The sequence below is a fragment of the Taylorella equigenitalis ATCC 35865 genome, from assembly GCF_000276685.1.
Taxonomy (GTDB): domain Bacteria; phylum Pseudomonadota; class Gammaproteobacteria; order Burkholderiales; family Burkholderiaceae_B; genus Taylorella; species Taylorella equigenitalis.
The window spans coordinates 1,519,004-1,542,661 of sequence record NC_018108.1; the positions used below are offsets into that span (position 1 = coordinate 1,519,004).

20 protein-coding genes and 1 pseudogene are annotated in these 23,658 nt (G+C 37.4%); 7 read left to right on the forward strand and 14 right to left on the reverse strand.

Annotation, left to right across the window (positions count from 1 at the left end; translation table 11 throughout):
* Window positions 1-3: 3 nt before the first annotated feature.
* From ruvX to KUI_RS07005, 3 genes are read right to left on the reverse strand one after another with little or no spacing between them, the layout of a single operon-like run.
* Window positions 4-459, reverse strand: coding sequence for a Holliday junction resolvase RuvX (ruvX, locus tag KUI_RS06995; protein ID WP_013521597.1), 456 nt, complete (start codon window positions 457-459; stop codon window positions 4-6).
* On the reverse strand, window positions 452-1,033 hold the full coding sequence (locus tag KUI_RS07000) for a YqgE/AlgH family protein (protein WP_013521598.1): 582 nt from the start codon (window positions 1,031-1,033) through the stop codon (window positions 452-454). Before KUI_RS07000 ends, ruvX begins: the two co-directional genes overlap by 8 nt.
* 6 nt (window positions 1,034-1,039) lie before the next feature.
* Window positions 1,040-1,204, reverse strand: a complete 165-nt coding sequence (locus KUI_RS07005; RefSeq protein WP_013521599.1) for a rubredoxin — start codon at window positions 1,202-1,204, stop codon at window positions 1,040-1,042.
* A 59-nt stretch (window positions 1,205-1,263) separates the two neighbouring features.
* Here KUI_RS07005 and thiE point away from each other — a divergent pair, with 59 nt between their 5' ends.
* From thiE to KUI_RS07025, 4 genes are read left to right on the forward strand one after another with little or no spacing between them, the layout of a single operon-like run.
* Entirely contained in the window at window positions 1,264-1,893 is a 630-nt protein-coding gene (gene thiE, locus KUI_RS07010; protein WP_013521600.1) for a thiamine phosphate synthase, read from the forward strand.
* Between the two features lie 11 nt (window positions 1,894-1,904).
* The gene (gene hemL / locus KUI_RS07015; RefSeq protein ID WP_013521601.1) at window positions 1,905-3,200 is read left to right on the forward strand and encodes a glutamate-1-semialdehyde 2,1-aminomutase; all 1,296 of its coding nucleotides are present in this window, start codon (window positions 1,905-1,907) and stop codon (window positions 3,198-3,200) included.
* The gene (locus tag KUI_RS07020) at window positions 3,200-4,945 is read left to right on the forward strand and encodes a DEAD/DEAH box helicase (RefSeq protein ID WP_014840606.1); all 1,746 of its coding nucleotides are present in this window, start codon (window positions 3,200-3,202) and stop codon (window positions 4,943-4,945) included. Before hemL ends, KUI_RS07020 begins: the two co-directional genes overlap by 1 nt.
* Window positions 4,946-6,067, forward strand: a complete 1,122-nt coding sequence (locus KUI_RS07025) for a class I SAM-dependent methyltransferase (protein WP_014840607.1) — start codon at window positions 4,946-4,948, stop codon at window positions 6,065-6,067.
* On the opposite strand, the gene KUI_RS07030 is transcribed toward KUI_RS07025, so the two are convergent.
* Complete coding sequence (locus tag KUI_RS07030) at window positions 6,036-7,172, reverse strand: tRNA nucleotidyltransferase (protein WP_014840608.1); 1,137 nt, start codon at window positions 7,170-7,172, stop codon at window positions 6,036-6,038. The two genes, KUI_RS07025 and KUI_RS07030, sit on opposite strands and share 32 nt — an antisense overlap.
* A gap of 67 nt (window positions 7,173-7,239) precedes the next feature.
* On the opposite strand from KUI_RS07030, the gene KUI_RS07035 reads away from it, so the two are divergent.
* Window positions 7,240-7,809, forward strand: coding sequence for a 5-formyltetrahydrofolate cyclo-ligase (locus KUI_RS07035; RefSeq protein WP_014840609.1), 570 nt, complete (start codon window positions 7,240-7,242; stop codon window positions 7,807-7,809).
* A 264-nt stretch (window positions 7,810-8,073) separates the two neighbouring features.
* On the opposite strand, the pseudogene KUI_RS07040 reads toward KUI_RS07035, so the two are convergent.
* The 9 genes and pseudogenes from KUI_RS07040 to tssI all read right to left on the reverse strand — a co-directional run.
* Window positions 8,074-8,448, reverse strand: a pseudogene (locus tag KUI_RS07040) (IS1634 family transposase); the annotation flags it as partial.
* 53 nt (window positions 8,449-8,501) lie between these two features.
* Window positions 8,502-8,654 (reverse strand): hypothetical protein, encoded by a 153-nt coding sequence (locus tag KUI_RS08660; protein ID WP_232008445.1) that lies wholly within the window; start codon window positions 8,652-8,654, stop codon window positions 8,502-8,504.
* Window positions 8,655-9,355: 701 nt separating this feature from the next.
* Window positions 9,356-9,748, reverse strand: a complete 393-nt coding sequence (locus KUI_RS07050) for a hypothetical protein (RefSeq protein WP_044954010.1) — start codon at window positions 9,746-9,748, stop codon at window positions 9,356-9,358.
* Between the two features lie 18 nt (window positions 9,749-9,766).
* Window positions 9,767-11,827: an RHS repeat-associated core domain-containing protein gene (locus KUI_RS08630; protein WP_014840611.1), complete on the reverse strand. Its 2,061-nt coding sequence runs from the start codon at window positions 11,825-11,827 to the stop codon at window positions 9,767-9,769.
* 405 nt (window positions 11,828-12,232) lie between these two features.
* Complete coding sequence (locus KUI_RS07060) at window positions 12,233-12,991, reverse strand: SMI1/KNR4 family protein (protein WP_013521611.1); 759 nt, start codon at window positions 12,989-12,991, stop codon at window positions 12,233-12,235.
* 134 nt (window positions 12,992-13,125) lie between these two features.
* A complete protein-coding gene (locus KUI_RS08635; RefSeq protein ID WP_013521612.1) occupies window positions 13,126-15,150 on the reverse strand; it encodes an RHS repeat-associated core domain-containing protein in 2,025 nt (674 codons plus the stop codon).
* A gap of 604 nt (window positions 15,151-15,754) precedes the next feature.
* Entirely contained in the window at window positions 15,755-16,108 is a 354-nt protein-coding gene (locus KUI_RS07070) for a hypothetical protein (protein ID WP_225972091.1), read from the reverse strand.
* Window positions 16,095-18,149 carry an RHS repeat-associated core domain-containing protein gene (locus tag KUI_RS08520; RefSeq protein ID WP_409359712.1) on the reverse strand — a complete coding sequence of 685 codons (2,055 nt, stop codon included), beginning with the start codon at window positions 18,147-18,149 and terminating at the stop codon, window positions 16,095-16,097. Before KUI_RS08520 ends, KUI_RS07070 begins: the two co-directional genes overlap by 14 nt.
* A 391-nt stretch (window positions 18,150-18,540) precedes the next feature.
* Window positions 18,541-22,278 (reverse strand): type VI secretion system tip protein TssI/VgrG, encoded by a 3,738-nt coding sequence (gene tssI / locus KUI_RS08525; protein WP_081482436.1) that lies wholly within the window; start codon window positions 22,276-22,278, stop codon window positions 18,541-18,543.
* A gap of 426 nt (window positions 22,279-22,704) precedes the next feature.
* Here tssI and KUI_RS08380 point away from each other — a divergent pair, with 426 nt between their 5' ends.
* Both KUI_RS08380 and KUI_RS08665 read left to right on the forward strand, forming a co-directional pair.
* Window positions 22,705-22,932, forward strand: coding sequence for an ATP-binding protein (locus KUI_RS08380; protein WP_264080329.1), 228 nt, complete (start codon window positions 22,705-22,707; stop codon window positions 22,930-22,932).
* Window positions 22,901-23,089: an ATP-binding protein gene (locus tag KUI_RS08665; RefSeq protein WP_013521616.1), complete on the forward strand. Its 189-nt coding sequence runs from the start codon at window positions 22,901-22,903 to the stop codon at window positions 23,087-23,089. Before KUI_RS08380 ends, KUI_RS08665 begins: the two co-directional genes overlap by 32 nt.
* Before the next feature lie 365 nt (window positions 23,090-23,454).
* On the opposite strand, the gene KUI_RS07090 is transcribed toward KUI_RS08665, so the two are convergent.
* A complete protein-coding gene (locus KUI_RS07090) occupies window positions 23,455-23,652 on the reverse strand; it encodes a YbdD/YjiX family protein (protein WP_013521617.1) in 198 nt (65 codons plus the stop codon).
* Between the last annotated feature and the right edge of the window lie 6 nt (window positions 23,653-23,658).

Here is a 23,658-nt window from a genome sequence, read left to right on the forward strand (position 1 = left end):
GGATTAATCCTCTTTTTTAGTATCGGTTACTAGTTTAGAGTTGTATTCAGGTTTAAAAAATCTCTCAAGAATTACTGCAGCTGCGTAATGGTCCTCGTCAGGACCGCAATGACATATCTCTTGAGCTTCTACGCTACTATACCTTTCATCTATAAGTTCAACAGGCAGATTAAATCTTCCGTGAAGCTGATTTGCGAATTTTCTAGATAAACGGCTTGCTTCTTGTTCCTGACCACCTAACGTAATAGGAAGACCTACTACCAATAAATCTGGATTCCACTCGTTTATATAGTTAGCCACTCCTTCAAAACGAGCATCAACAGTATCATTGTGAATAATACCTAATGGACGTGCACTTTTAGTGATGCTATTTCCCAGTGCAACTCCTATTTTCTTTTTTCCGTAGTCAAAAGCTAGTATGGTTAAGGGTTTAGATGAATTGTTTGAATTATTATGCATTACCACTACCACCATGTAAATCGTGAGGTTCAATACCAATAAACTCAAAAGCTTTACGATATCTATCTTCAATAGGAACCTCAAAGATTAGGGACAAATCACCCTTTAGAGTTATCCAATAATTAGACACAATCTCTTCCTCAAGTTGATTTGGGGCCCAACTGCTATACCCATTAAATACAACTAATCTTTTGGATCCTGTTCCCTTTGCATAGTCTTGTAATATCTCAGTGCTATCAAGCATCTCAGGCATGGTATCCCCTTCTGTGACCACCAAAATATGATCTAACCCAAGGGGACCGCCCGTAAGAATCTTTGATTCGGGAAACTTCTCCTGAATTTTACCCCAGCTATCTTTAGGTATTTCGTGTATGTTTGCATCATCTAAGTCGGGATTCATAGGTTCCACGAAATCAGTTAAATCATGGGGACTAGGTTTATTAATAACAACACCTAAAGCACCGTCTTCATCGTGTTTTAAAATATAAACAACAGAATTATCGAAGATAGATTCTCCAGAAGACGGCATAGCTACTAAGAAGTAGCCTGAGAGAGCAAGTTTATTAAGAGCCATTACAAATTACATAGGGATTTCTTGGAAATCGTCCTTTGTGCCACCGCAGTCAGGACAGGTCCAGTCAGCAGGAACATCCTCCCACTTAGTACCAGGCGGAATTCCAGATTCTGGATCGCCGAGTTCTTCGTCATAAATATGACCGCAAATGATACACATATATGTCTTCATGAACTATCCTTGAGTGTAAAATCTAATTTTACAAAATTTTTTAATCAATCTGATACGTTATGTTTATACCAAGAGGACTTTACGGAATCACCCCAGATTGGATTGAATTTAGTAAAGTATTACAGGCAGTTGAGATTGCTTGCGATGCTGGTTTGCCCATGTTGCAGTTTCGCAGAAAAATTAAGGAACCAAGCTTTGAGCGCCTTAAGCAGTGCCAGGCTATAAAAAATATTTGTGATAAAAATAACTGTGTCTTAATTGTTAACGATAATTTAGAACTGGCTAGAAGTTGTGAGGCAAATGGTGTGCATTTAGGCCGTGAGGACATGGACTTACTGGATGCAAAACTGGGTGAAGCTTTAAATAGTAATAATTTTATTGTTGGCATGAGCTGTTATAACGAATTGGAATTAGCTTCAAAAGCTGTTGAATTAGGTGCATCTTATATAGCTTTTGGGTCCATGTTCCCCTCTCCAACTAAACCTAATGCCGTAAAAGCAAACTTAGATTTAATTCGTAGGGCTAGAAAATTGTTTCCCGTTACACCTATTGTGTGTATCGGGGGCATTACATTAGACAATGCACCTTATGTAATTGAGGCTGGAGCAGATATGTTGGCGGTTATATCTGGTTTATTTGAAAAAGAGGACATTGCCACCACTATAAAGGAATTTAATAAATTATTTTGAATGGAAAGATTATGACTACTAACCAAGCTATATTTGAGCGAGCTCTTAAAACTATACCTGGAGGCGTAAATTCTCCAGTTCGTGCTTTTCAGTCTGTAGGCGGTGTTCCGAAATTTATAAAAAAAGCTGAAGGTGGCTATATGTGGGACATTGAAGGTAAGAAGTATGTTGACTACATTGGATCATGGGGACCAGCTATCGCAGGACACGCTAATCCAGAGGTTATCGAGGCTGTGCAGAAAGCTGCCGTCGACGGGTTATCATTTGGAGCTCCCACAGAAGCTGAGGTTCTGATAGCTGAAAAAATCTGCGAACTTCTGCCTAGTATAGAGCAGGTACGCCTTGTAAGCTCAGGCACTGAAGCTACTATGAGTGCAATAAGACTTGCTCGAGGCTTTACTGGTCGCAATAAAATCTTGAAATTTGAAGGTTGTTATCATGGGCATTCTGACAGTTTGCTTGTGAAGTCGGGTTCTGGACTTTTGACTTTTGGAAATCCTTCTTCTGCAGGAGTTCCAGAGGAATTTGTTTCCCACACAATCGTAATTGAGTACAACAATATAGAGGCTGTTCATGAATGCTTCTCGCAATATGGCAATGATATTGCATGCGTTATCGTTGAACCTGTTGCGGGAAATATGAACCTTGTTAAACCTACAAAAGAATTTTTGCAATCCTTGCGTGAAAGTTGCGATAAACATGGTTCAGTTCTAATTTTTGATGAAGTTATGACTGGATTTCGTGTGGGTTTAAATTGTGCTCAAGGACACTTTGGAATAAAACCTGATATGACTACTTTAGCGAAAGTGATTGGTGGTGGTATGCCTATCGGAGCTTTTGGTGGGCGTCGTGACATTATGAGCAAGATTTCTCCCCTTGGACCTGTATACCAAGCTGGCACACTATCAGGAAATCCAGTAGCAGTAGCTGCGGGGCTTAAAACTCTTGAAATTATCTCTAGACCTGGTTTTTACGATGGTATAACTTCATATAATGAAAAATTTACTAGTGGATTGAAAGATATTGCCAACAAAAAAGGTGTTAAGTTTACTACTGACTTTATTGGTGGCATGTTTGGGTTATACTTCTTGAACTCTGTACCACAAAGTTTTGCAGATGTACAGAAATCAGACATTGAAGCTTTTAAAGTATTCTTCCACACACTACTTGAAAATGGTGTCCATTTAGCACCGTCAGCATTTGAAGCTGGCTTTATTTCTGCCTCACACGATGAGGAAAGTTTACAAATAACATTTAAAGCGGCTGAGTCGGCGTTTGATGCTGTGGCTGCACATAAAGGGTCTTAATGAACGACAGTAAATTTGCCGATCTTGGCATTGAGCAGACATTATTAAAATCGCTGGAAAGGATTGATTTTAGAAATCCTACAGAGGTTCAAGTTAAGTCTATTCCACTTGCACTAAAGGGTAAAGATTTAATTGTTTCTGCACAAACAGGAAGCGGCAAAACTGCAGCCTTTATGCTTCCATCTATTCAACAACTTTTACATGAATTGGAAACTAGACCTGCTCCGGAGCAGATTGCAAGTAAATCTTCTAAGCAACGTAAAAGAAGGTCAGAAGCAAATCCTCCTAAGTATGGCGTGCAGATTTTAGTACTCACACCTACTCGAGAACTTGCAATGCAGGTGTCGGATGCTACTAAAGAATTTATTTATGGCTTTAAGGGCGTACACATTGCCACCCTGGTAGGTGGGATGGCTTATGGACCGCAAATTAACTCACTCTCCAGAGAGGTTGAAATTGTTGTAGCTACTCCTGGGCGTTTGCTTGATCATATTAAAGCTGGTCGTGTGAATCTGCGTAATTTGAAAATTTTAATTTTGGATGAAGCCGATCGCATGCTTGATATGGGGTTTATACACGATATTAATAATGTGGTCGCAGAGACTCCAGATGATCGACAAACACTTTTATTTTCAGCTACTTTTGAGGGCAATGTAGTTAAGCTTGCGAGAGATATGCTTACTGACCCTGAACGCATTATTGTATCTGACCATACTGATAAGCATCAAAACATCGAGCAATACTTGTTTTATGCGGATACGGTTGGTCATAAGTTCAAATTACTCGAGGCTTTACTGAAAGATCCAGAAGCCGAGCAAGTTATCGTGTTTACTAAAACTAAACGTGGAGCGACTGATTTAGCAGGACGATTGAAAGATATCGATATTAAAGCGAGTGAGCTTCACGGTGATATGAATCAAGGTCAGAGAAACCGCACAATTCAAGGTTTACACAAGGGTAAGATTAAAGTTCTTGTTGCTACTGACGTGGCTGCTCGTGGAATTGATATACAAGGCATAAGCCATGTAATTAATTATGATTTACCGATGCAAGCTGAAGACTATGTTCATCGTATTGGACGTACTGGTCGTGCAGGACGTGATGGTCGTGCATACACGTTAGCATTGTTGTCTGAACGGCGTGGAGTAAGGTTTATTGAGAACTACATAAAGCGAGAATTTGATATTGCGGTGATTCCAGGGCTTGAGCCTGTAGGTCGTGGGGCGACGAAGAAAAAAGCTTCAGTTGGTTCTGGGTCACGTGTTTCTGGGTTGCGTGGTTCGGGGACAAGAGTGGGCAGTTCACGAGGTGCGGGCGGTCTGCGTGCTGGTGCGGGGACACGTTTAAGTTCGAGTTCGGGTTCACGCAGTGCGGACAAGACAGCTCACAAAGATGTCGATGCTCGCAAAGGTAAGAGACTTAAAAAAGGTAACGATAACAAAGATATTCTTGCTCGCTATGAGAGGACTGAGGACAAAAAAAGGGATTTAAATTCACGTGAGCGTACTCGCAAATCATCCAAAGCGAAATCTGAAGTAGCTTCAAAATCCGAATCCACAAAATCTTACAAAAAATCAAAAACTGATAAACGTTCTAGCAGTAAAAGCTTCACAGAAAGCCGTTCTAAATCAACTGCTCGTGCAGGTCGCAAAATCTCATCAGACGCTCCTAAATTTTCAGAATGGGAACGTGGAGCACGTAGCAACAAACCTAAGCACGTTAAGAGAAGACAAACTAAAAAGTAGATGAAAAATTTGCCATCTCCTTCCAAAGAAGCCATAGAAATAAGCCAAAAACTTGACAAATATATTCGTCAAAAATTTGCTAATCGCAATGTAATTGAATTCGACAAGTGGCTAAATGAAGTTTTATACGCACCCTCGCTTGGTTACTATAACAATGCATTGCCAATTTTTGGGTCTAAAGGAGATTTTGTTACAGCTCCCGAAATAAGCCATTTTTTTGGAAAATGCCTAGGGAATCAGATTCGTCAAATTCTAGAACAATGTGATTCCAAACATATTTTGGAGTTTGGGGCTGGCTCTGGTGCGATGGCTAAGCAAATACTCAAGGCTTCCACGGATGCTCATATTAAATACTTCATCTTAGAATTATCAGCTGATTTAAGGGCATTACAACAAAATACACTTTCAGAATACGCAGACCGCATTGTTTGGCTCGATTCATTACCTGAAAAATTTCAAGGGTGTATTCTTGCAAATGAAGTCCTGGACTCAATTCCTCCTAAAATTTTTGAATTTTCTGATTCAGAAGGCCACATAGAGATAGGAGTACGTGCTGCTGAAGTTGGGTATGAGTTTGCAAAAGTAGGCATTGCCACACACAAGGAAGTTTTAGAGCGGATACCAAATATCAACGGCTATAGAAGTGAAATAAATTTCCGGGCAGAGGCTTGGATACGCTCATTGGCTGGTCTTCTTACAAATGGTGGCATTTTACTCATCGACTATGGTTTTGCTAGGAGCGAGTATTATCATCCGCAACGAAATGAGGGCACGATTATGTGTCATTTCAAACATCATACCCACTCCAATCCATTGATAAATATTGGCATTCAGGACATTACATCGCATGTGGATTTTACCGCTGTGGCTGATTCAGCAATTGATGCTGGGCTTGAGCTTTGGGGGTATACAACTCAGGCTAGTTTCTTGATTTCATGCGGTTTGGAGCATGAGCTTCTTAAAACTAATGATTTAAGTTTGTCTCAGAAAACGGGCATTAACACACTTATTTCTGAAGCTGAAATGGGGGAACTTTTTAAGGTTATGCTTTTCTCTAAAAATTTGGATTGGCCTGAAGACCCGCTAGGATTCAGGGTTTCTGACCGTCGATATAGTCTTTGATTATTTCTATGCGAATAGATTCTGCTTTGGATTTTATTTCTATAGGTGATAACCCGCTCAAGTCACCTAAATCAATTTTTTTGACTTGCTCTGCTAATTCATTCCAATGTTCTAAAAAAGCCACTCTCGGGTAATCGTAGTAACTATATTTATTTAAGTGATGTGCAACCTCTAAAATTACTAATAACTTTTCTGGCTTACGAATCCCATCACTTGCGGTGATTATATTTAAAATTGAAACGGCATCTATTTTAAAGTAACGTAGTTTTTCTATTATCTTTGGCAATGTATTTGCGTATTCTCTAAATTCCCTTGGAACAGCAAAATTTTGCGATTGAAAATCATTAAAATAACTAGAAAAAACTAAGTACTGATGAATTAAATCAAAACCTAATCGGGCTCCAATATCTAATTCATCTCCCTTTTGTACAAGCCTCATATTTGGAAATAATTTTTCAAATGCTCCGACTTCATGCAAAAGCGTAAAAAATCGACTTGGTGCTTTTTCTACCAATGACCTTGATAGTTCCTTCCACACACGTTCTGAAACTAATGAATCAACCTCTCCATCTTTGACCATTGCTCGACATAGCTCTAATGTATCGAAGTGAACAGAAAAATCAGGAAATCTTGATAAAAATCTACCAAGCCTTAATATTCGAACTGGGTCTTCTGAAAAGGATTCGCTAATATGACGAAATGTTCTGTCCCTAATGTCAGTCAACCCCCCGTATGGGTCGTATACTAAGCCTCTAGAATCAACGGCCATGGCATTTATAGTAAAGTCTCGTCGTTTTAAATCTTCTGTTAGAGTCACGTCCCCGGTAAAGAAATCAAATCCGTGATAGCCTTTTGATGTTTTGCGTTCCGTCCTTGCAAGTGCGTATTCCTCTCCTGTATTCGGATGTATAAAAACTGGGAAATCGGCTCCAACTGGCTTAAACCCTCGACTAAACATATCTTCAGGAGTTGAACCTACAACAACCCAATCTTTATCCTTAATAGGCAATTCAAGAAGACAATCTCTAACTGCACCGCCTACACAATACAAGTCTAGACCTCGAGTAAGATCATCAGGTTCAAATCTTAAATCTTTTAATTGCATAAGTCGTTGAAATATTTCTGTAGCTATTAATATAATAATAGTGTAATAAATTATATAGGCGCTACATTTGAAGGATATTACCCGTAAGGATTTACTGTTTATCAGAGATTCAAAAAGCCTCGAAGAATTAGCTTCATCTAGTGAAAGTGTATGCGAGACACTTTATCATTTTATTAAATCAAAATCTCCAACACCATGCATTATTGCTGCATATTGGGCAATCAACTCTGAATTAAATTTAAAGTGCCTAATTAAAAAGTTGCACTCAGAAAATTATCAAATTATGCTACCAGTAGTTATCAAATCACAACAACCACTAGCGTTTGCAGTTTGGACACCTGATACTTTTTTTGAAATAAATAAATTTGGTATAAGCGAACCGATTAGCCCACTTGTTGAGCTTATCCCAGACATTGTTTTGGTTCCTATGGTGGGTTACACAAACGATAAACATAGAATCGGTTATGGCGGTGGATTTTACGATCGTACACTTGGCAGATGGAATAGTAAAAATATAAATCCCATAAAAATTGGAATTTCCTGGGCAGATTGCGTTGTACCAAAAGATATTGATTTACAAGTAGAACCCCACGATGTTCCTATGGATTTTATAGCCACCGAAAAAGAAATTTTCTAAATAGCACCGCTGTTATATTGATTATTTCAAGAATTATCAGCAGTAGGGAATTGCTTTAACTCTATTTTTTTTCAAATTCAGGCAAAATTTTGTATAGTTTGATAGCCATAAAGCTATTGTTTAGATAAATTATGTTCAATGTTACTTTATCAGTGAGAATATTTATAAACTCTATGGAAGAACCATAAAGATTACTAAATACAAAAGAATAAAAACGTAGCATATCTTCATGTTTCTTTTTCCAGTCTTCGTCGTTGGGACACCCTAAAAATATTTAGAACAAATTTCGAATAATTCCTTTTGTTCTTTATCCATTTCTAATAATACTTTTTGCTCTAGTTTTTGGTCAGGTAGCATTATTGTGATCTGATACATATTCTGAGCGAGTTCAGAAGCACGAGTTGTGGAAATCTTTGATTTTTCTTTGTCTAAGGCATATTCTAAGGTTTTTAAAATTGAATATGCAGCAAATACTATGCTTATATGAGCTCTAATCCTGCTCTCGTTCCTATGATATGTTGGGCGAATTTTTAAATCAGTCTTTGACATTCTGAACGCACGCTTAATTTGCCAAAGTTGACCATAATGCTCCAGTAACTCACTGTCGGTAAGTTTAGTGTTGCTTCTATAGCCTTTCATCTGTTTCGTTAAAGCTCTTTACATCACCATCAGCCCATCTTTGGCTCAGTATCTTATTTTGAATCGATTTGATCTCGTTCATAGTCTACGATTCGCTCTTTATCAAGCAACATCCCATGAAGATGACCTGATCCATATATTAAATAATCAACCTCTTTTCCATCTAGCCTTACTGTTTTGATAAGATTAGATAGCCTACCGAGCACATCATATCTATAGCCAACTTCATGATTAAGGGCATCAACACGTGATTCAATTCGACCTGCAGGGTTATATTTATAACGTGTCTCACGATCAAGCCCGTCAATGAACTTAAGTAGACGACCTTCAGCATCGTGATCTAGGTATACAGGATTGGTTTAGGTTTTATTTAGTTTGGCAATGTTAAAGAATAAAGTCCAAAACCCTTAGTTTGAAATTAGAGGGCGTTGAGTTTAAATATTAATGATTACTTAGGCAATGGTTAAGGTAATTTTAGTATCTGATAGAACTTTTCGTTTTTTCAAAAATCCAACGCCTTATCATAAAGAAGTTACACTTCAAAAATTATTTACAATCTCCTTCATTAAAAATTGAAAATTTACTCTAAATTATCTACAGTCTCTAAGCCTCAAATGGTGGGAATATTTTATCGATCAATACTTTATTTCTAGCATCTATCTTCACTCCCTATTCTTTGTTAATCAATAATTTTGGAGTAATTATGTATGCACACTTTTCTATGCATGACAAACATAAATCTAGTGTAAGGTAGTTTTAAAATACTAATTATCGTTAGTTTCATAACCGATTGTCGATAATGGAAATCATAATGAATTGTCAAAACTCCATTAAATAATATCCAACAGAGAATTAAAATAATTCTTCATATAATGCATAGAAGGTAAATCACACTATATAAGTTTTTTTAGTTAAAAAGAGCCACATCAGCTATACCATAATCAATAATAAATAAATCACTATGTCTTATCTTCATACCTCTACCATGCTCCCTGTCTTCTGAAACCCAAAACTGAATTCCAAACACCAAATCTTCTTCATCAAGTTCTGACAAAATATTTATACGCAACAATTGAACTTCAGCACTAGGGAGTTCAACTTTGATTCTTGCTTTAGCAAGGGCTAGCCAATTATCTGATCTCTCTATAAAATTCCATATTCTAAGTTGATTTTCCTTACTAATTTCCTGGTAAGCCGATTCTAAATCATCGGAAATACTTAAAAATATTTCATTTTCTTCTTGAGGAATATCAATTGACATTTCAAATTCATTGCTCTCATTCAAAATTATTGGCATCATAACTACCCTTTTAAATAATTAATTTGTACACTTACCTTTATTAAGTTCATCTGCTTTCTGTTTTGCTTCTCTTGTATCGTATTTGACACCATGATGTTTTTCATACTCACTTACTGAACCACTGTGAGGATAAGTAGCCTCATGATCTGCAGTAGTAACTAATTGCATTTTGGCTTCATTTGTTACTGGGTTATAGTCTACATGGTGCCAAGTTACATCACCATATTTTAGTCTGTGAGCATTTCTAGTAGCGTTACCACTCTTTCCAAATAACTCTGCCAATTTATTTGCTTCTGCAAAATCACGGCCCCTACTCCCTTGTAACTTAATAACTACTTCCTTAATCACTTTATTTGGCGGAAAGGTTACTGGCTGATATGATAACCCCCATGGATCCACCCATTCCACAGGGTTAGGAGCATATTGATATAGGTTTATGCCACCCAACAATCCTATCGGGTCTAAGGATATATATCTACCAATCTCTGAGTCATAGTACCGGAAGGTATTGTAGTGAAGCTCACTTTCTGCATCAAAGTACTGACCTTGGAATCTATGATTGTTTATTACACCATCATCAGACACAGGAGCTGAGATTATCGTATCTCCCCATGCCTTAGATTGTGCCTCCCACACCACCTCTTGATCTGCGTTCATCAGGATCTGTGGAGTGCCTATTTGATCATTCACATAGTGATATACGGCTGGACTACTACTGCCTGCCCCTCCAGAACCACCGCCTAAGCTGCCATAGCCAAGACCTACAGCAGCAGAATTCGTATACTGCACAAGTGGTACAAACTCTCCATCCTCATACAAGTACTGAACTTCTGATCTTAGCTTTCTTATCTCTGAGTGTGCATCCTTTCTTATCTGAGCCTGAACTGCTAACTGCTCCCCAATCCTATCCTCAGAGGCAATGGTCAGACCATACCAGTCATAAAGCGTCTGCTCTAATACCTCTTTAGTCCTTACATCTACTACTCTCTTGCCTATCCTTCTGCCAAACACATCATAGCGGTACTGGGTATCAAGCCTACTTCCTGCTCTAGCTCCTCTAAATGTAGAAGACTTCATCTGATTGAATCCATCCCAATCAAATGTCTGTATTCCCTTAGCACTCTCTTTTTTGATTAAATTGCCTCTTTGGTCATAATCAAAGTGTGAGCCTGCAATGTGCCTTAGCAAATTGCCCATCACTTTAGATATGCCACTAGGAAGTGTATTCTCTACTTGATGATGATATGTGCTTAAAGCACTATGCTCTTTACTTAAGATATTGTGTGCTGGGTCAAAGCTAAAGGTCTCCTCTCCCAATGGTCCCTTAGCATTGATTAGTCTTCCTATCGGGTCATAACGATAGCTAAGCTCTCCTTTGCGACTATCTTTAATGTTGATTAACTGATTGGCTCCATCGTACTGATAGTCTCGATTTAGTATGCATTTCTTAACGTATTTGCCACTTTGTGTGTGTTGATTAGCTAGACGACCTGCTGCATCATATGCTGTGGTCTGAAGCATATCCTGAGCCCAATGGCGTTTTACTTCACGGTGATTGTCATCTCGTTCATAGTCAACGATTCGCTCTTTATCAAGCAACATCCCATGAAGATGACCTGATCCATATCTTAAATAATCAACCTCTTTTCCATCTGGCCTTACTGTTTTGATTAGGTTAGATAGCTCATCGTATTCAAATCTCCATAGCTTGGTGACATGATGATCAAAGATGTCGTATGAGTGAATCTCTCTTAACACATTACCTAATGCATCAAGCTCAAACTGATTCTCTGATGTTGGGTTTTTCGCTAACGTGAGTCGCCCATTTAAGTCATAGTCATATTCACGGACCTCATCTGCACTAGTGGTCTTAGTCATACGACCCATAATGTCGTACTGGAAGCTTAGGGTCTGATCTACAAACGTAACACTATCTAAACGCCCTGTTAACTTGTTGACCTGATAACGCTTCTCTTTACCGTCAAACCCTCTTTCATAAACAAGCCTACTAAGCGGATCATACTCAAAGAGGTATTTGTCATTGTTTTCATTGATAAGCTTAGATAACCTACCAAGCACATCGTATCTATAGCCTACTTCATTATTAAGGGCATCGAAGCGTGTTTCAATTCGACCTGCAGGGTTATATTCATATCGTGTCTCACGATCAAGCCCGTCTATGAACTTAAGTAGACGCCCTTCAGCATCATGCTCTAGGTATACAGGGTTGGTTTATGTTTTATTTACTTTGGCAATGTTAAGGAATAAAGTCCAAAACCCTTAGTTTGAAATTAGAGGGGGTTGAGTTTAAATATTAATGATTACTTTGGCAATGGTTAAAAGATTAATGGTTATTGAAAAAAATTCGCTTTTCTCAAAATCAACAACCAATCAAAAGTAATCTTAGCTTTAAATATTATTTACAATATCCATATTTAACATTTGTGCTTTCACACAAAATAATTTACAGTCTGAAATTTAATATTATTCACCATACTCTTTCAAAAATTTAACTAGAACTTTTTCTACAAATTCTTTCATATTTTTAGCTTGTTTTTTAACCTGAGGGGGGTTAAACTCATGAGCAAAAATTGAAACTCTATTGTTGTCACTATCGTACAATATCTTATCTCCATCAGCATATAGCCCAAACTCACCTAGTACAATATACTCTCTATTTTCATATGTGAAAGTATCTAAATTATCAAAGTCAATATTTACACTTTCAAATTCAAGAAGCGAAATATTTTTAAAAAACTCCTTGAGATCTTCGGGAAAATTTGTAGACAATTCCTTTTCTTTGGATAAAATATCACGAAGTGATTTGCCGACTTCAATTCTAGAATCCTCATCAAAAGAACCTGATATTTGGTTAAATAACTTGGGATAGGTTTGATTTAGATAAGAAAAATTATTCGTTATATTTTGAATAAACTTATTACGTTTTGCACTAAGTTTATTTCGAAAACTATCAGATTCCTTTTCATAATTTAATTTGTACCTGTCTGACCAAGAAAATTCAACATTTTTTGACTTTAACCAATTAGAAACAGCAATTTGTCCGTAATAAATATTTCTAGCATCGCAAAAGCTTTTGGATGGTTTTAACTTTAAATAACTTGTTCTTCCACAAATATCCTCAATACATCCCGCATTTTCTGATACCCATATTTTCCATTGTTCTGTTGACAACTTACCTTCAACAAGTTTTGTAAACGTATCAATAACTTCTTGTTCATTCATATTATTCATTTCCTATAATTTTCATATATACATTAATATCTAAGACAACATTAGGGTACATGTAAAAGTTAAAACCCTACTCAATTTTTAAATGATTAAACTTAATTAAGTCACTTTTGATTAATTAAGTTTAATCACCATGATTTCACACTTTTTAAAATTTTTAGTAATTTTGAACCAGTGTGCCTAAAGGAATCCATGGATTCATGAGCCCACGGGTTTGATATAGTTAAGTTCCAACCTTCATGGGCTTTATCTGTTCCCAATCGTTGAGGCAGATAAGTATGGTGTAATTCGAGAGAAACGTCCTTTTCCTTTATTCCATTTTTAGTTTCTATTCGAACCCTACATTTAGGGGCTTTTCCTTTATTCATCCTATTTATATTCCTTTCAGAATACTTATGAGAATTAATTTTAGCTTCATTTTTCCACAACCTTGATCTGGCCGATTTCCAGCGTATCCATCCCCATGGATCCACCCATTCCACAGGGTTAGGTGCATATTGATAGTTATTCAACCCACCCAATAATCCTATCAGATCCAGTGAAATGAACCTACCAATCTCAGGGTCATAGTAGCGGAAGGTATTATAGTGAAGCTCACTTTCTGCATCAAAGTACTGACCTTGGAATCTATGATTGTTTATTACACCATCATCAGACACAGGAGCTGAGATTATCGTATCTCCCCATGCCTTAGCTTGTGCCTCCCACACCACCTCTTGTTCTGCATTCATCAGAATTTGTGGAGTGCCTATTTGATCATTCACATAGTGATATACGGCTGGACTACTACTGCCTGCCCCTCCAGAACCACCACCGAAGCTGCCATAGCCAAGACCCACGGTAGCAGAGTTCGTATACTGCACAAGTGGTACAAACTCTCCATCCTCATACAAGTACTGAACTTCTGAGCTTAACTTTCTTTTCTCTGAGCCTGATTCTTTTCTTATCTGAGCCTGAACTGCTAACTGCTCCCCAATCCTATCCTCAGATGCAATAGTTAAACCATCCCAGTCATAAAGCGTCTGCTCTAATACCTCTTTAGTCCTTACATCTACTACTCGCTTACCTATCCTTCTACCAAACACATCATAGCGGTACTGGGTATCAAGCCTACTTCCTGCTCTAGCTCCTCTAAATGTAGAAGACTTCATCTGATTGAATCCATCCCAATCAAATGTCTGTATTCCCTTAGCACTCTCTTTTTTGATTAAATTGCCTCTTTGGTCATAATCAAAGTGTGAGCCTGCAATGTGCCTTAGCAAATTGCCCATCACTTTAGATATGCCACTAGGAAGTGTATTCTCTACTTGATGATGATATGTGCTTAAAGCACTATGCTCTTTACTTAAGATATTGTGTGCTGGGTCAAAGCTAAAGGTCTCCTCTCCCAATGGTCCCTTAGCATTGATTAGTCTTCCTATCGGGTCATAACGATAGCTAAGCTCTCCTTTGCGACTATCTTTAATGTTGATTAACTGATTGGCTCCATCGTACTGATAGTCTCGATTTAGTATGCTTTTCTTAACGTATTTACCACTTTGAGTGTGTTGATTGGCTAGACGACCTGCTGCATCATATGCTGTGGTCTGAAGCATATCCTGAGCCCAATGGCGTTTTACTTCACGGTGATTGTCATCTCGTTCATAGTCAACGATTCGCTCTTTATCAAGCAACATCCCATGAAGATGACCTGATCCATATCTTAAATAATCAACCTCTTTTCCATCTGGCCTTACTGTTTTGATTAGGTTAGATAGCTCATCGTATTCAAATCTCCATAGCTTGGTGACATGATGATCAAAGATGTCGTATGAGTGAATCTCTCTTAACACATTACCTAATGCATCAAGCTCAAACTGATTCTCTGATGTTGGGTTTTTCGCTAACGTGAGTCGCCCATTTAAGTCATAGTCATATTCACGGACCTCATCTGCACTAGTGGTCTTAGTCATACGACCCATAATGTCGTACTGGAAGCTTAGGGTCTGATCTACAAACGTAACACTATCTAAACGCCCTGTTAACTTGTTGACCTGATAACGCTTCTCTTTACCGTCAAACCCTCTTTCATAAACAAGCCTACTAAGCGGATCATACTCAAAGAGGTATTTGTCATTGTTTTCATTGATAAGCTTAGATAACCTACCAAGCACATCGTATCTATAGCCTACTTCATTATTAAGGGCATCAATGCGTGTTTCAATTCGACCTGCAGGGTTATATTCATATCGTGTCTCACGATCAAGCCCGTCTATGAACTTAAGTAGACGACCTTCAGCATCGTGATCTAGGTATACTGGGTTTGTTTATGTTTTATTTACTTTGGCAATGTTAAGGAATAAAGTTCAACACCCTCGTTGAGGTTAGAGAGTGATGGATATAAATATTAATGATTACTTTGGCTATGGTTAAGTAAATGATAGTACTTATAGCTTTTTTTATCAAATCTAGTAACTAATATAAATGAAATTTCACCTCAAATGTTATTAACCTATCTATATTATTAAAATTTGAACATACACAAAAAAATTTTTAAACTTGAAAATTTGTTTAGGTTTTAAATTACCCTACTATAAGTCTCATTTAAATTTGATTGCAACTCTAATATTCGCTATTCAAACTAATAAAGAGACGATATTAATTGCCAATTTTGTTAAAATGAGCAATTTTAAATTACCTTTAAAAAGACAAACAGATAAAATTTTCAAAAATTTAACAAAAAATTGATAGATGTTACAATTTAATTAGTAATTTCTATTAATTATCAAATAGGAATTTTAAGTGATTTTCAACCTCTAAAATATCTATCTTTTCAATAAGCCTCAGTCTAACATAATTATTGGGCTCTATAAGTAAATCAACACAATTTGGCTCAGACAATAAATAACCACTTAATCCGTATGGATTAAAATCTAAAAATAAGTTAGATTCTAGATAAATATCTCCTTCAGGAATTCCGCCGCTCCTCTCAGTTGTGGATCTAGTAATAATAAAGTATTGCTCAGGGACTTCATATGAATCACTAGCAAAAGACAAAATTGCACAATAGTCTTCAATTGCAAATTTCACTTCTTGTATAACTATATTTGATAACATTTTACTTTTTGTCACAAGGAGTTCCTTCCCATTCTCTTTTTTTCAAGTCTCCATCTTCTGGCCATGTGTAGATAACTTTTGCACCAGATTCTTCAGCTTTAACTCTCATGGCCCCTTTACATCTTGGACAAGGGCGATATTGTCCCTCAATCAACATCGTATCTCCTTGATTAAGATCTATAAGTCTAGTGGCTCTGTTTTCTGTATGTGTAGCCAATGAATTATTAGGAAAACCTAATTTTTTTTCAGCCTCCGTCATATTACCACTTACAAGATTAGATTTATGTTTGACAACACCATTTTTATCAGTCACAGTTACAGTTGCTTTATGTGGGGGTCTACGTTTACCATTACTGAACTTCCACCCTAATGGATCCACCCACTCCACAGGGTTAGGAGCATATTGATAGTTATTCAACCCACCCAACAATCCTATCGGGTCTAAGGATATATATCTACCAATCTCAGGGTCATAGTAGCGGAAGGTATTGTAGTGAAGCTCACTTTCTGCATCAAAGTACTGACCTTGGAATCTATGATTGTTTATTACACCATCATCAGACACAGGAGCTGAGATTATCGTATCTCCCCATGCCTTTGCTTGTGCCTCCCACACCACCTCTTGTTCTGCATTCATCAGGATCTGTGGAGTGCCTATTTGATCATTCACATAGTGATAGATGGCTGGAGCAACACCCTTCGAACCGCCTCCTGCAACACCATAACCAAACCCTACAGCAGCAGTATTCGTATACTGCACAAGTGGTACAAACTCTCCATCCTCATACAAGTACTGAACTTCTGATCTTAGCTTTCTTATCTCTGAGTGTGCTTCTTTTCTTATCTGAGCCTGAACTGCTAACTGCTCCCCAATCCTATCCTCAGAGGCAATTGTTAAACCATCCCAATCATAAAGCGTCTGCTCTAATACCTCTTTAGTCCTTACATCTACTACTCTCTTACCTATCCTCCTGCCAAACACATCATAGCGGTACTGGGTATCAAGCCTACTTCCTGCTGACAGACCAATACCTCTAAATGTAGAAGACTTCATCTGATTGAATCCATCCCAATCAAATGTCTGTATTCCCTTAGCACTCTCTTTTTTGATTAAATTGCCTCTTTGGTCATAATCAAAGTGTGAGCCTGAGATGTGCCTTAGCAAATTGCCCATCACTTTAGATAAACCACTAGGTAGTGTGTTCTCTACTTGATGTTGATATGTGCTTAAAGCACTATGCTCTTTACTTAAGATATTGTGTGCTGGGTCAAAGCTAAAGGTCTCCTCTCCCAATGGTCCCTTAGCATTGATTAGTCTTCCTATCGGGTCATAACGATAGCTAAGCTCACCTTTGCGACTATCTTTAATGTTGATTAACTGATTGGCTCCATCATACTGATAGTCTCGATTGAGTATGCTTTTCTTAACGTATTTGCCACTTTGTGTGTGTTGATTAGCTAGACGACCTGCTGCATCATAGGCTGTGGTCTGAAGCATGTCCTGAGCCCAATGGCGTTTTACTTCACGGTGATTGTCATCTCGTTCATAGTCAACGATTCGCTCTTTATCAAGCAACATCCCATGAAGATGACCTGAACCATATCTTAAGTAGTCAACCTCTTTTCCATCTGGCCTTACTGTTTTGATTAGGTTAGATAGCTCATCGTATTCAAATCTCCATAGCTTGGTGACATGATGATCAAAGATGTCGTATGAGTGAATCTCTCTTAACACATTACCTAATGCATCAAGCTCAAACTGATTCTCTGATGTTGGGTTTTTCGCTAAGGTGAGTCGCCCATTTAAGTCATAGTCATACTCACGAACTTCATCTGCACTAGATGTCTTAGTCATACGACCCATAATGTCGTACTGGAAGCTTAAGGTCTGATCTACAAACGTAACACTATCTAAACGTCCTGTTAACTTGTTGACCTGATAACGCTTCTCTTTACCGTCAAACCCTCTTTCATAAACCAGCCTACTAAGCGGATCATACTCAAAGAGGTATTTGTCATTGTTTTCATTGATAAGCTTAGATAACCTACCAAGCACATCGTATCTATACCCTACTTCATTATTAAGTGCATCGATGCGTGTTTCAATTCGACCTGCAGGGTTATATTCATATCGTGTCTCACGATCAAGCCCGTCTATGAACTTAAGTAGACGCCCTTCAGCATCATGCTCTAGGTATACTGGGTTGGTTCCACTTCTTTCTACTTTGCAAATATTGCTGTAGTAATCATAAGTGTAGACTTCCGTGGTACCGCAAGGTTCCGTCATCTTGACCACACGACCTAATAGGTCATAATCCCATTTAGTCGTTTTACCTGAGCAGTCTCTAAATGATGCTACCTCTCCAGTTGGATGGTATAGGATGTGTTTATTACCTCCTTTAGCATCCTGAATTCTAATCACTTGACCTTTTGTGTTGTACTGATATTTAGTGACATGGACCCAAAGGATCTATCTCAGACTCAACCAATTTCAGATTGTTATATGTCCTATGCCACTCATATCCCATTGGATCAGTAAGTGTTATTAGATTATTATCTAAGTCATAGTCATATCTAATGCTAGTATTATCTGGCTGTAATACTTCCACTAAATTATCAAATGCATCGTATACAAATTTACTAGTAGTCCCATCTTGATATCTAACCTGAGTGATATTGTTATATTTATCACGTTCATTGATTCGCTTAGTTCCATCGCAGTAGTGAATCTGCATTAAATAATTGTCTTCATTAAAGACATATTTTGTAGTTTGACCTAATGCATCCGTCACATAAGTGGATAATTCTTTACGCTCATATCTTATATACAATGCTTCCGAACCATCATCTAAACTTTCATGGACACAACGACCGTGACTACCATCAATCTCCCAAGATAAGTTAACACCACGTGCTGTCTTATCTTCATACCTGGTAATTAAGTGATTAGATTGATATTTGTATTTATTTGAAAGTGCATACCTATCTGTTGCCGTTATTAAGTTACCATCGGCATCATAGGAATATTTAGCAAGTACAACTTCAACCTTGTTGCCTGTCTCTAAATCAGTTTCGTAGTAGTAAACCTCATCAAACCTATTCTGATCGTCATATCTAAAATATAAGTTATATAAATCGTTTTCTAAATTAGATAAACGAGACTCATCATCATAGTCTAGTTTCAGTATGTTGTTCTGTGCATCAGTACATAGGTGCAATCTAAATACTGAGCCTATTTTCTTAAATATTAATTTATTGTCATTTTTATACCTGATCTGCAAAGTATCAGGATCAACTTGAGACCAGAATAATTCTTCATTCCTGTCATAGATTTCTTTATTTATAGGTAATTGTTGTGGACAACGCACCAACCTACCTTCAAAATTAACAAATACAGGAGTCTCTTCATGCAAATATATAAATTGCATGTAAGGTGTCATCCATCTTGGACCTAATGGACTTAATACTGACTGCTGATCAAAAGCATAGTTATTTGATCTATACATCCTAGTCCAAGATATTTTCTTTATCCCTGGTAGTGCAAAGTCTGTATGATAAAAACGCTCTTCACCTAGTGAAAAGTCAATTGAATGCGGTGATGTGGCTTGAGACACTGCACCAGAAGCCAAATCCATACCAATATCAACTATGCCATCTACAGCCATCCCTACAACTGGTGCTAATAGAATCTTACTTGATGATAAACCCTTACATTCCTTACAATCTGCACTTGGTTCATCGGATTTTTTATTCTTATCTTTTCCTCCCTTATCATCTCCACCACCTTCTTTTTTATCGGATTTTCCTTTACCTGAACCTCCCTTGCCAGATCCACCACCACTATCAGGCCCAGAGAACCAAACTTTAAGACCTCGATTAAACCTCAATCCCACTAAATCAGTTGCCAAACTTCCATCTTTATTTTCTTTACCTATGAGTTGACCACTAATACCAGAAGCTCCAACACTAAAATATTGTTTACTATTATTTTGAACAACTCCACTAAGGTATATAACATTAAGACCTAAAGTCTGTGCTCCAACAGAACCTTTTACACCCGTTAAACTAATACTAGTTGAAACATCATTGACATGGGTAATCTTATTTTTAGACGATAAAAGTTCAAATTCAAATTTTAAAGGTGCCTTATTCGTTATGGATGCTTCTGTCTGCATGGTATAACCAAAAATTGCACTAACATCTACATTTGATGCAGAGTCTATTTTCGTAGATGAACTTTTAGATTCAATACCTAATTTAGGTGTCTTCCAAGATAACGAGCCAGTGTTTAACTTTGACTTAGTATTTATATTAAAAATTTCATCTACACCAACACTTTGAACCACATCTCCAGTTACTTCTTCCTCATCAGAGGTCTCAGAATTTAGGTGATAACCAAGCATAGTATGAGTAGCCACACCACTAACTGTACTTGTAAACGTACCCTTAATGGTTTCATCAACTCCATCCAAATAGTCCTCTTTTAAATTACCGCCAATCTTCTCTGTTAATTGAGTTTTAATCAGTCTCTCATGATCGCTCTCATACTTTGCCTCTCTACCACTTTTTAAAGTTACATCTGAAGTACTATGTGTAGTATGAGATCGGAAACTTGAAATTGATGAAGTTACATTGCCATCAATTGTTTGAGTTTGCTTATCCTTAACGTGAGTGTTCATATCACGCTCTGCTACAAACGATAGCAACTCATTGCCTGGACTATCCTCAAACATCATGCGGTTTGCATTGCTAGCATCACCGTTTTTACTACGAGTAAAGAAGCCACTTTGAGTCGCATCATCTGGAAGGTTTACAGGAGGCATGTTTTCATTGTTATATACACGTCCTATCACCACTGGACGATCAGGCTGACCATCTACAAAGTCAACCACAACCTCTTCACCTACACGTGGAATTTGAACACCACCAAATCCAGATCCAGCCCAAGGACTTGATACACGTACCCAGCAAGAACTATTTTCATCTCTCTTACCGTCCCTATCCCAGTGAAACTGTACTTTAATTCGACCATATTTATCTGTCCAAATCTCTTCACCTGCTGGACCTGTAACTACTGCCGTTTGTGGACCACCCATCTTAGGTTCTTTATGAATCCTAGGTGCTCTATACTGAACATCAGCTGGAATAAGGAGAGCTGATGTCTGAAGGTTGTAGTTAACATCATCTCCTGATACATAGGATTGAACCGATATGTCATACTCAGTTTTGACTACAAGATATTCGCCATCATCTGCTGCGTATGGTGCTTGTTTTAGTTCTATCTTATATCCTGATGCTAGGTCTCTTAGACGTGTGCGAGCCTCAGCATAATCCTGAAGAGCTTGCAAGGATTCTAGATGCACTTTTGCATAATGTTCAGACTCATCAGCTGAGATATACCCACCAAACGGCTCGTAAATATCAAGCTCTCTTCCTGCAGAGTATTTACTACCTACGTTGCTCTCTCCAGATAAATCTCCACGAGGATTCTCAAAGTTATAGTCTTGGGTCGAATATGAACTTGATGTAATCTGACCTCCAGATTGCCAATCAAACACATGTTGATCGTGAGCATAAGCCACTTTATCTTCATGATAAAAATATGCTGTTCCGTTTACTGGAAGCTTCGGATGCGTGTCTTTTGAGTCTGTAAGAACCAAATAATGTTTTTTATCATCATGTCGGAACCAGTAGTAAATACCTTCATGCTCTAATAGGCGACTTACAAAAGAAAAATCTGTCTCGTTATACTGAACGCAGTAATTCCACTTTCTATAACTTTCAAATAACTTATTCTCAATATATACATCGTAATCTTCAAGAACCTTTTTGACCACTTCTACAGCAGTCATCTCTTGAAATATACGACTATTGTTAGTCTGTGTGCTATACCATAAGTGCGGAACCACTGTGAACTCATATATAAAATACTTACGAGCATCCTCTATCTTCTCACTAACCTTACGCACTGAGCTGATCATACCGTTTATGTATCTGAGGGATTTCTCGGTATCAATCTCAATGCTTACATCCGTACCTAGAAGTTGAGTTTGATCTATAGGCTTATCTTCAGCAACTGCCTGTACACGGTACTCAAACAAATTTGATAGCTCATCTTTACCCTTAAGAGATAGAAATCTTAGACTATCACCAAAAATGGTTTTAAGATTAACGATACGATTCATGATAGTGGCCCTTTAGTATCGGATACTTGTGTTGTATTTGGAGAATTGGTTCTAAATTGTTCTGACCATAGCTCAGCTTCAAATAAAGCTACATCCTTTTCTATAGCTCCAGGAGCTGTCTTAAGATCAGACTGTTCTGTTAATGCTCGATGAAATCGTGTCTCTCTTAGATTTGATTCATCTTATAGTTAACATGTAATTGAACATGGTCAAACACAAATCCTAAACCTAATCAAATAATGTCATTAAAGTCTTTTATCATTAACAACACTGGATGCGACAATTTGAACAACTCAACAGAATAGAGATCAAACTGAAACACATAAAGAACTACAATAATCTAACTTAAATCTATAAAGGGAATATTACAGAACGCATTTGTAAAATTTGGTAACATAAACTCTTATCAATGCCAATCCAAGAAGTGTGGGTAAAACTCATATAACTATGTCATTGGCTTATAGGGCAATTATGCATAAGATGAAAGTGAGGTTCATAACAGCTTCAGAACTAATGCTACAACTCTCAAATGCATATAGAAAAGGAGAGCTTAAAAAATACATACACAAATCTGTAATGCTTCCTAGATTATTAATCATTAATGAGATAGGCTATTTGCCATTTGGGAAAGGAAGAGGAAAATCTGTTTTTTGAAGTTATATCCAGAAGATATGAGAAGGGAAGCATTATGATGACAAGCAACCTACCATTTAGACAATGGACAAATGTACTAGTCTCAGATCATGTACTAACGTCAGCGGTACTGGTCAGAGTACTGCCAGATGGTACAAATGATGGGTCAAAGTTTTAAGCTTAAGGATAAAAATAAAATTGGTATAGTGCCAAAAGTAGTTAGTTAAATTATGGAAAGTGGGGTCTGCTTTGAATCAATTTATCATCATGTTTGAGGATAGAATTACAAAGTACCTATAAACCATTTACACAAAAAACGTTACAGGCTCACTGATTAAGGAATCACAATTAATTCCTTTACTATTTTTATTATTAAAAAGTTTTAATGACTTTTCATTAATCAAACCAACCAATCTAATGGTATCCTCTTTTATTTTTTTGTATTCATTTTAAAACAATATCCTTCCACTAATTCATTGCAAAAAAAGACCCAACTCTAATACCTAGAGTCGGGACTTAATCAGTGCTTACCGCTAATTCATACTAGCAGCATTTGAAGTTACCATTGCCCCCATAACGAGCATCCTGTCTTTCTCGGAAAAATTCCTTATATGTCATGGGTTGCTTATCTGGATGATTGCGCTCCATATGTTTTAAGTAAGTATCATAGTCAGGCACACCCACCATAAGGCGGGCTGTCTGACCTAAATACTTTGCTGTGTTTTTTATAGAGAACAACATAACTAT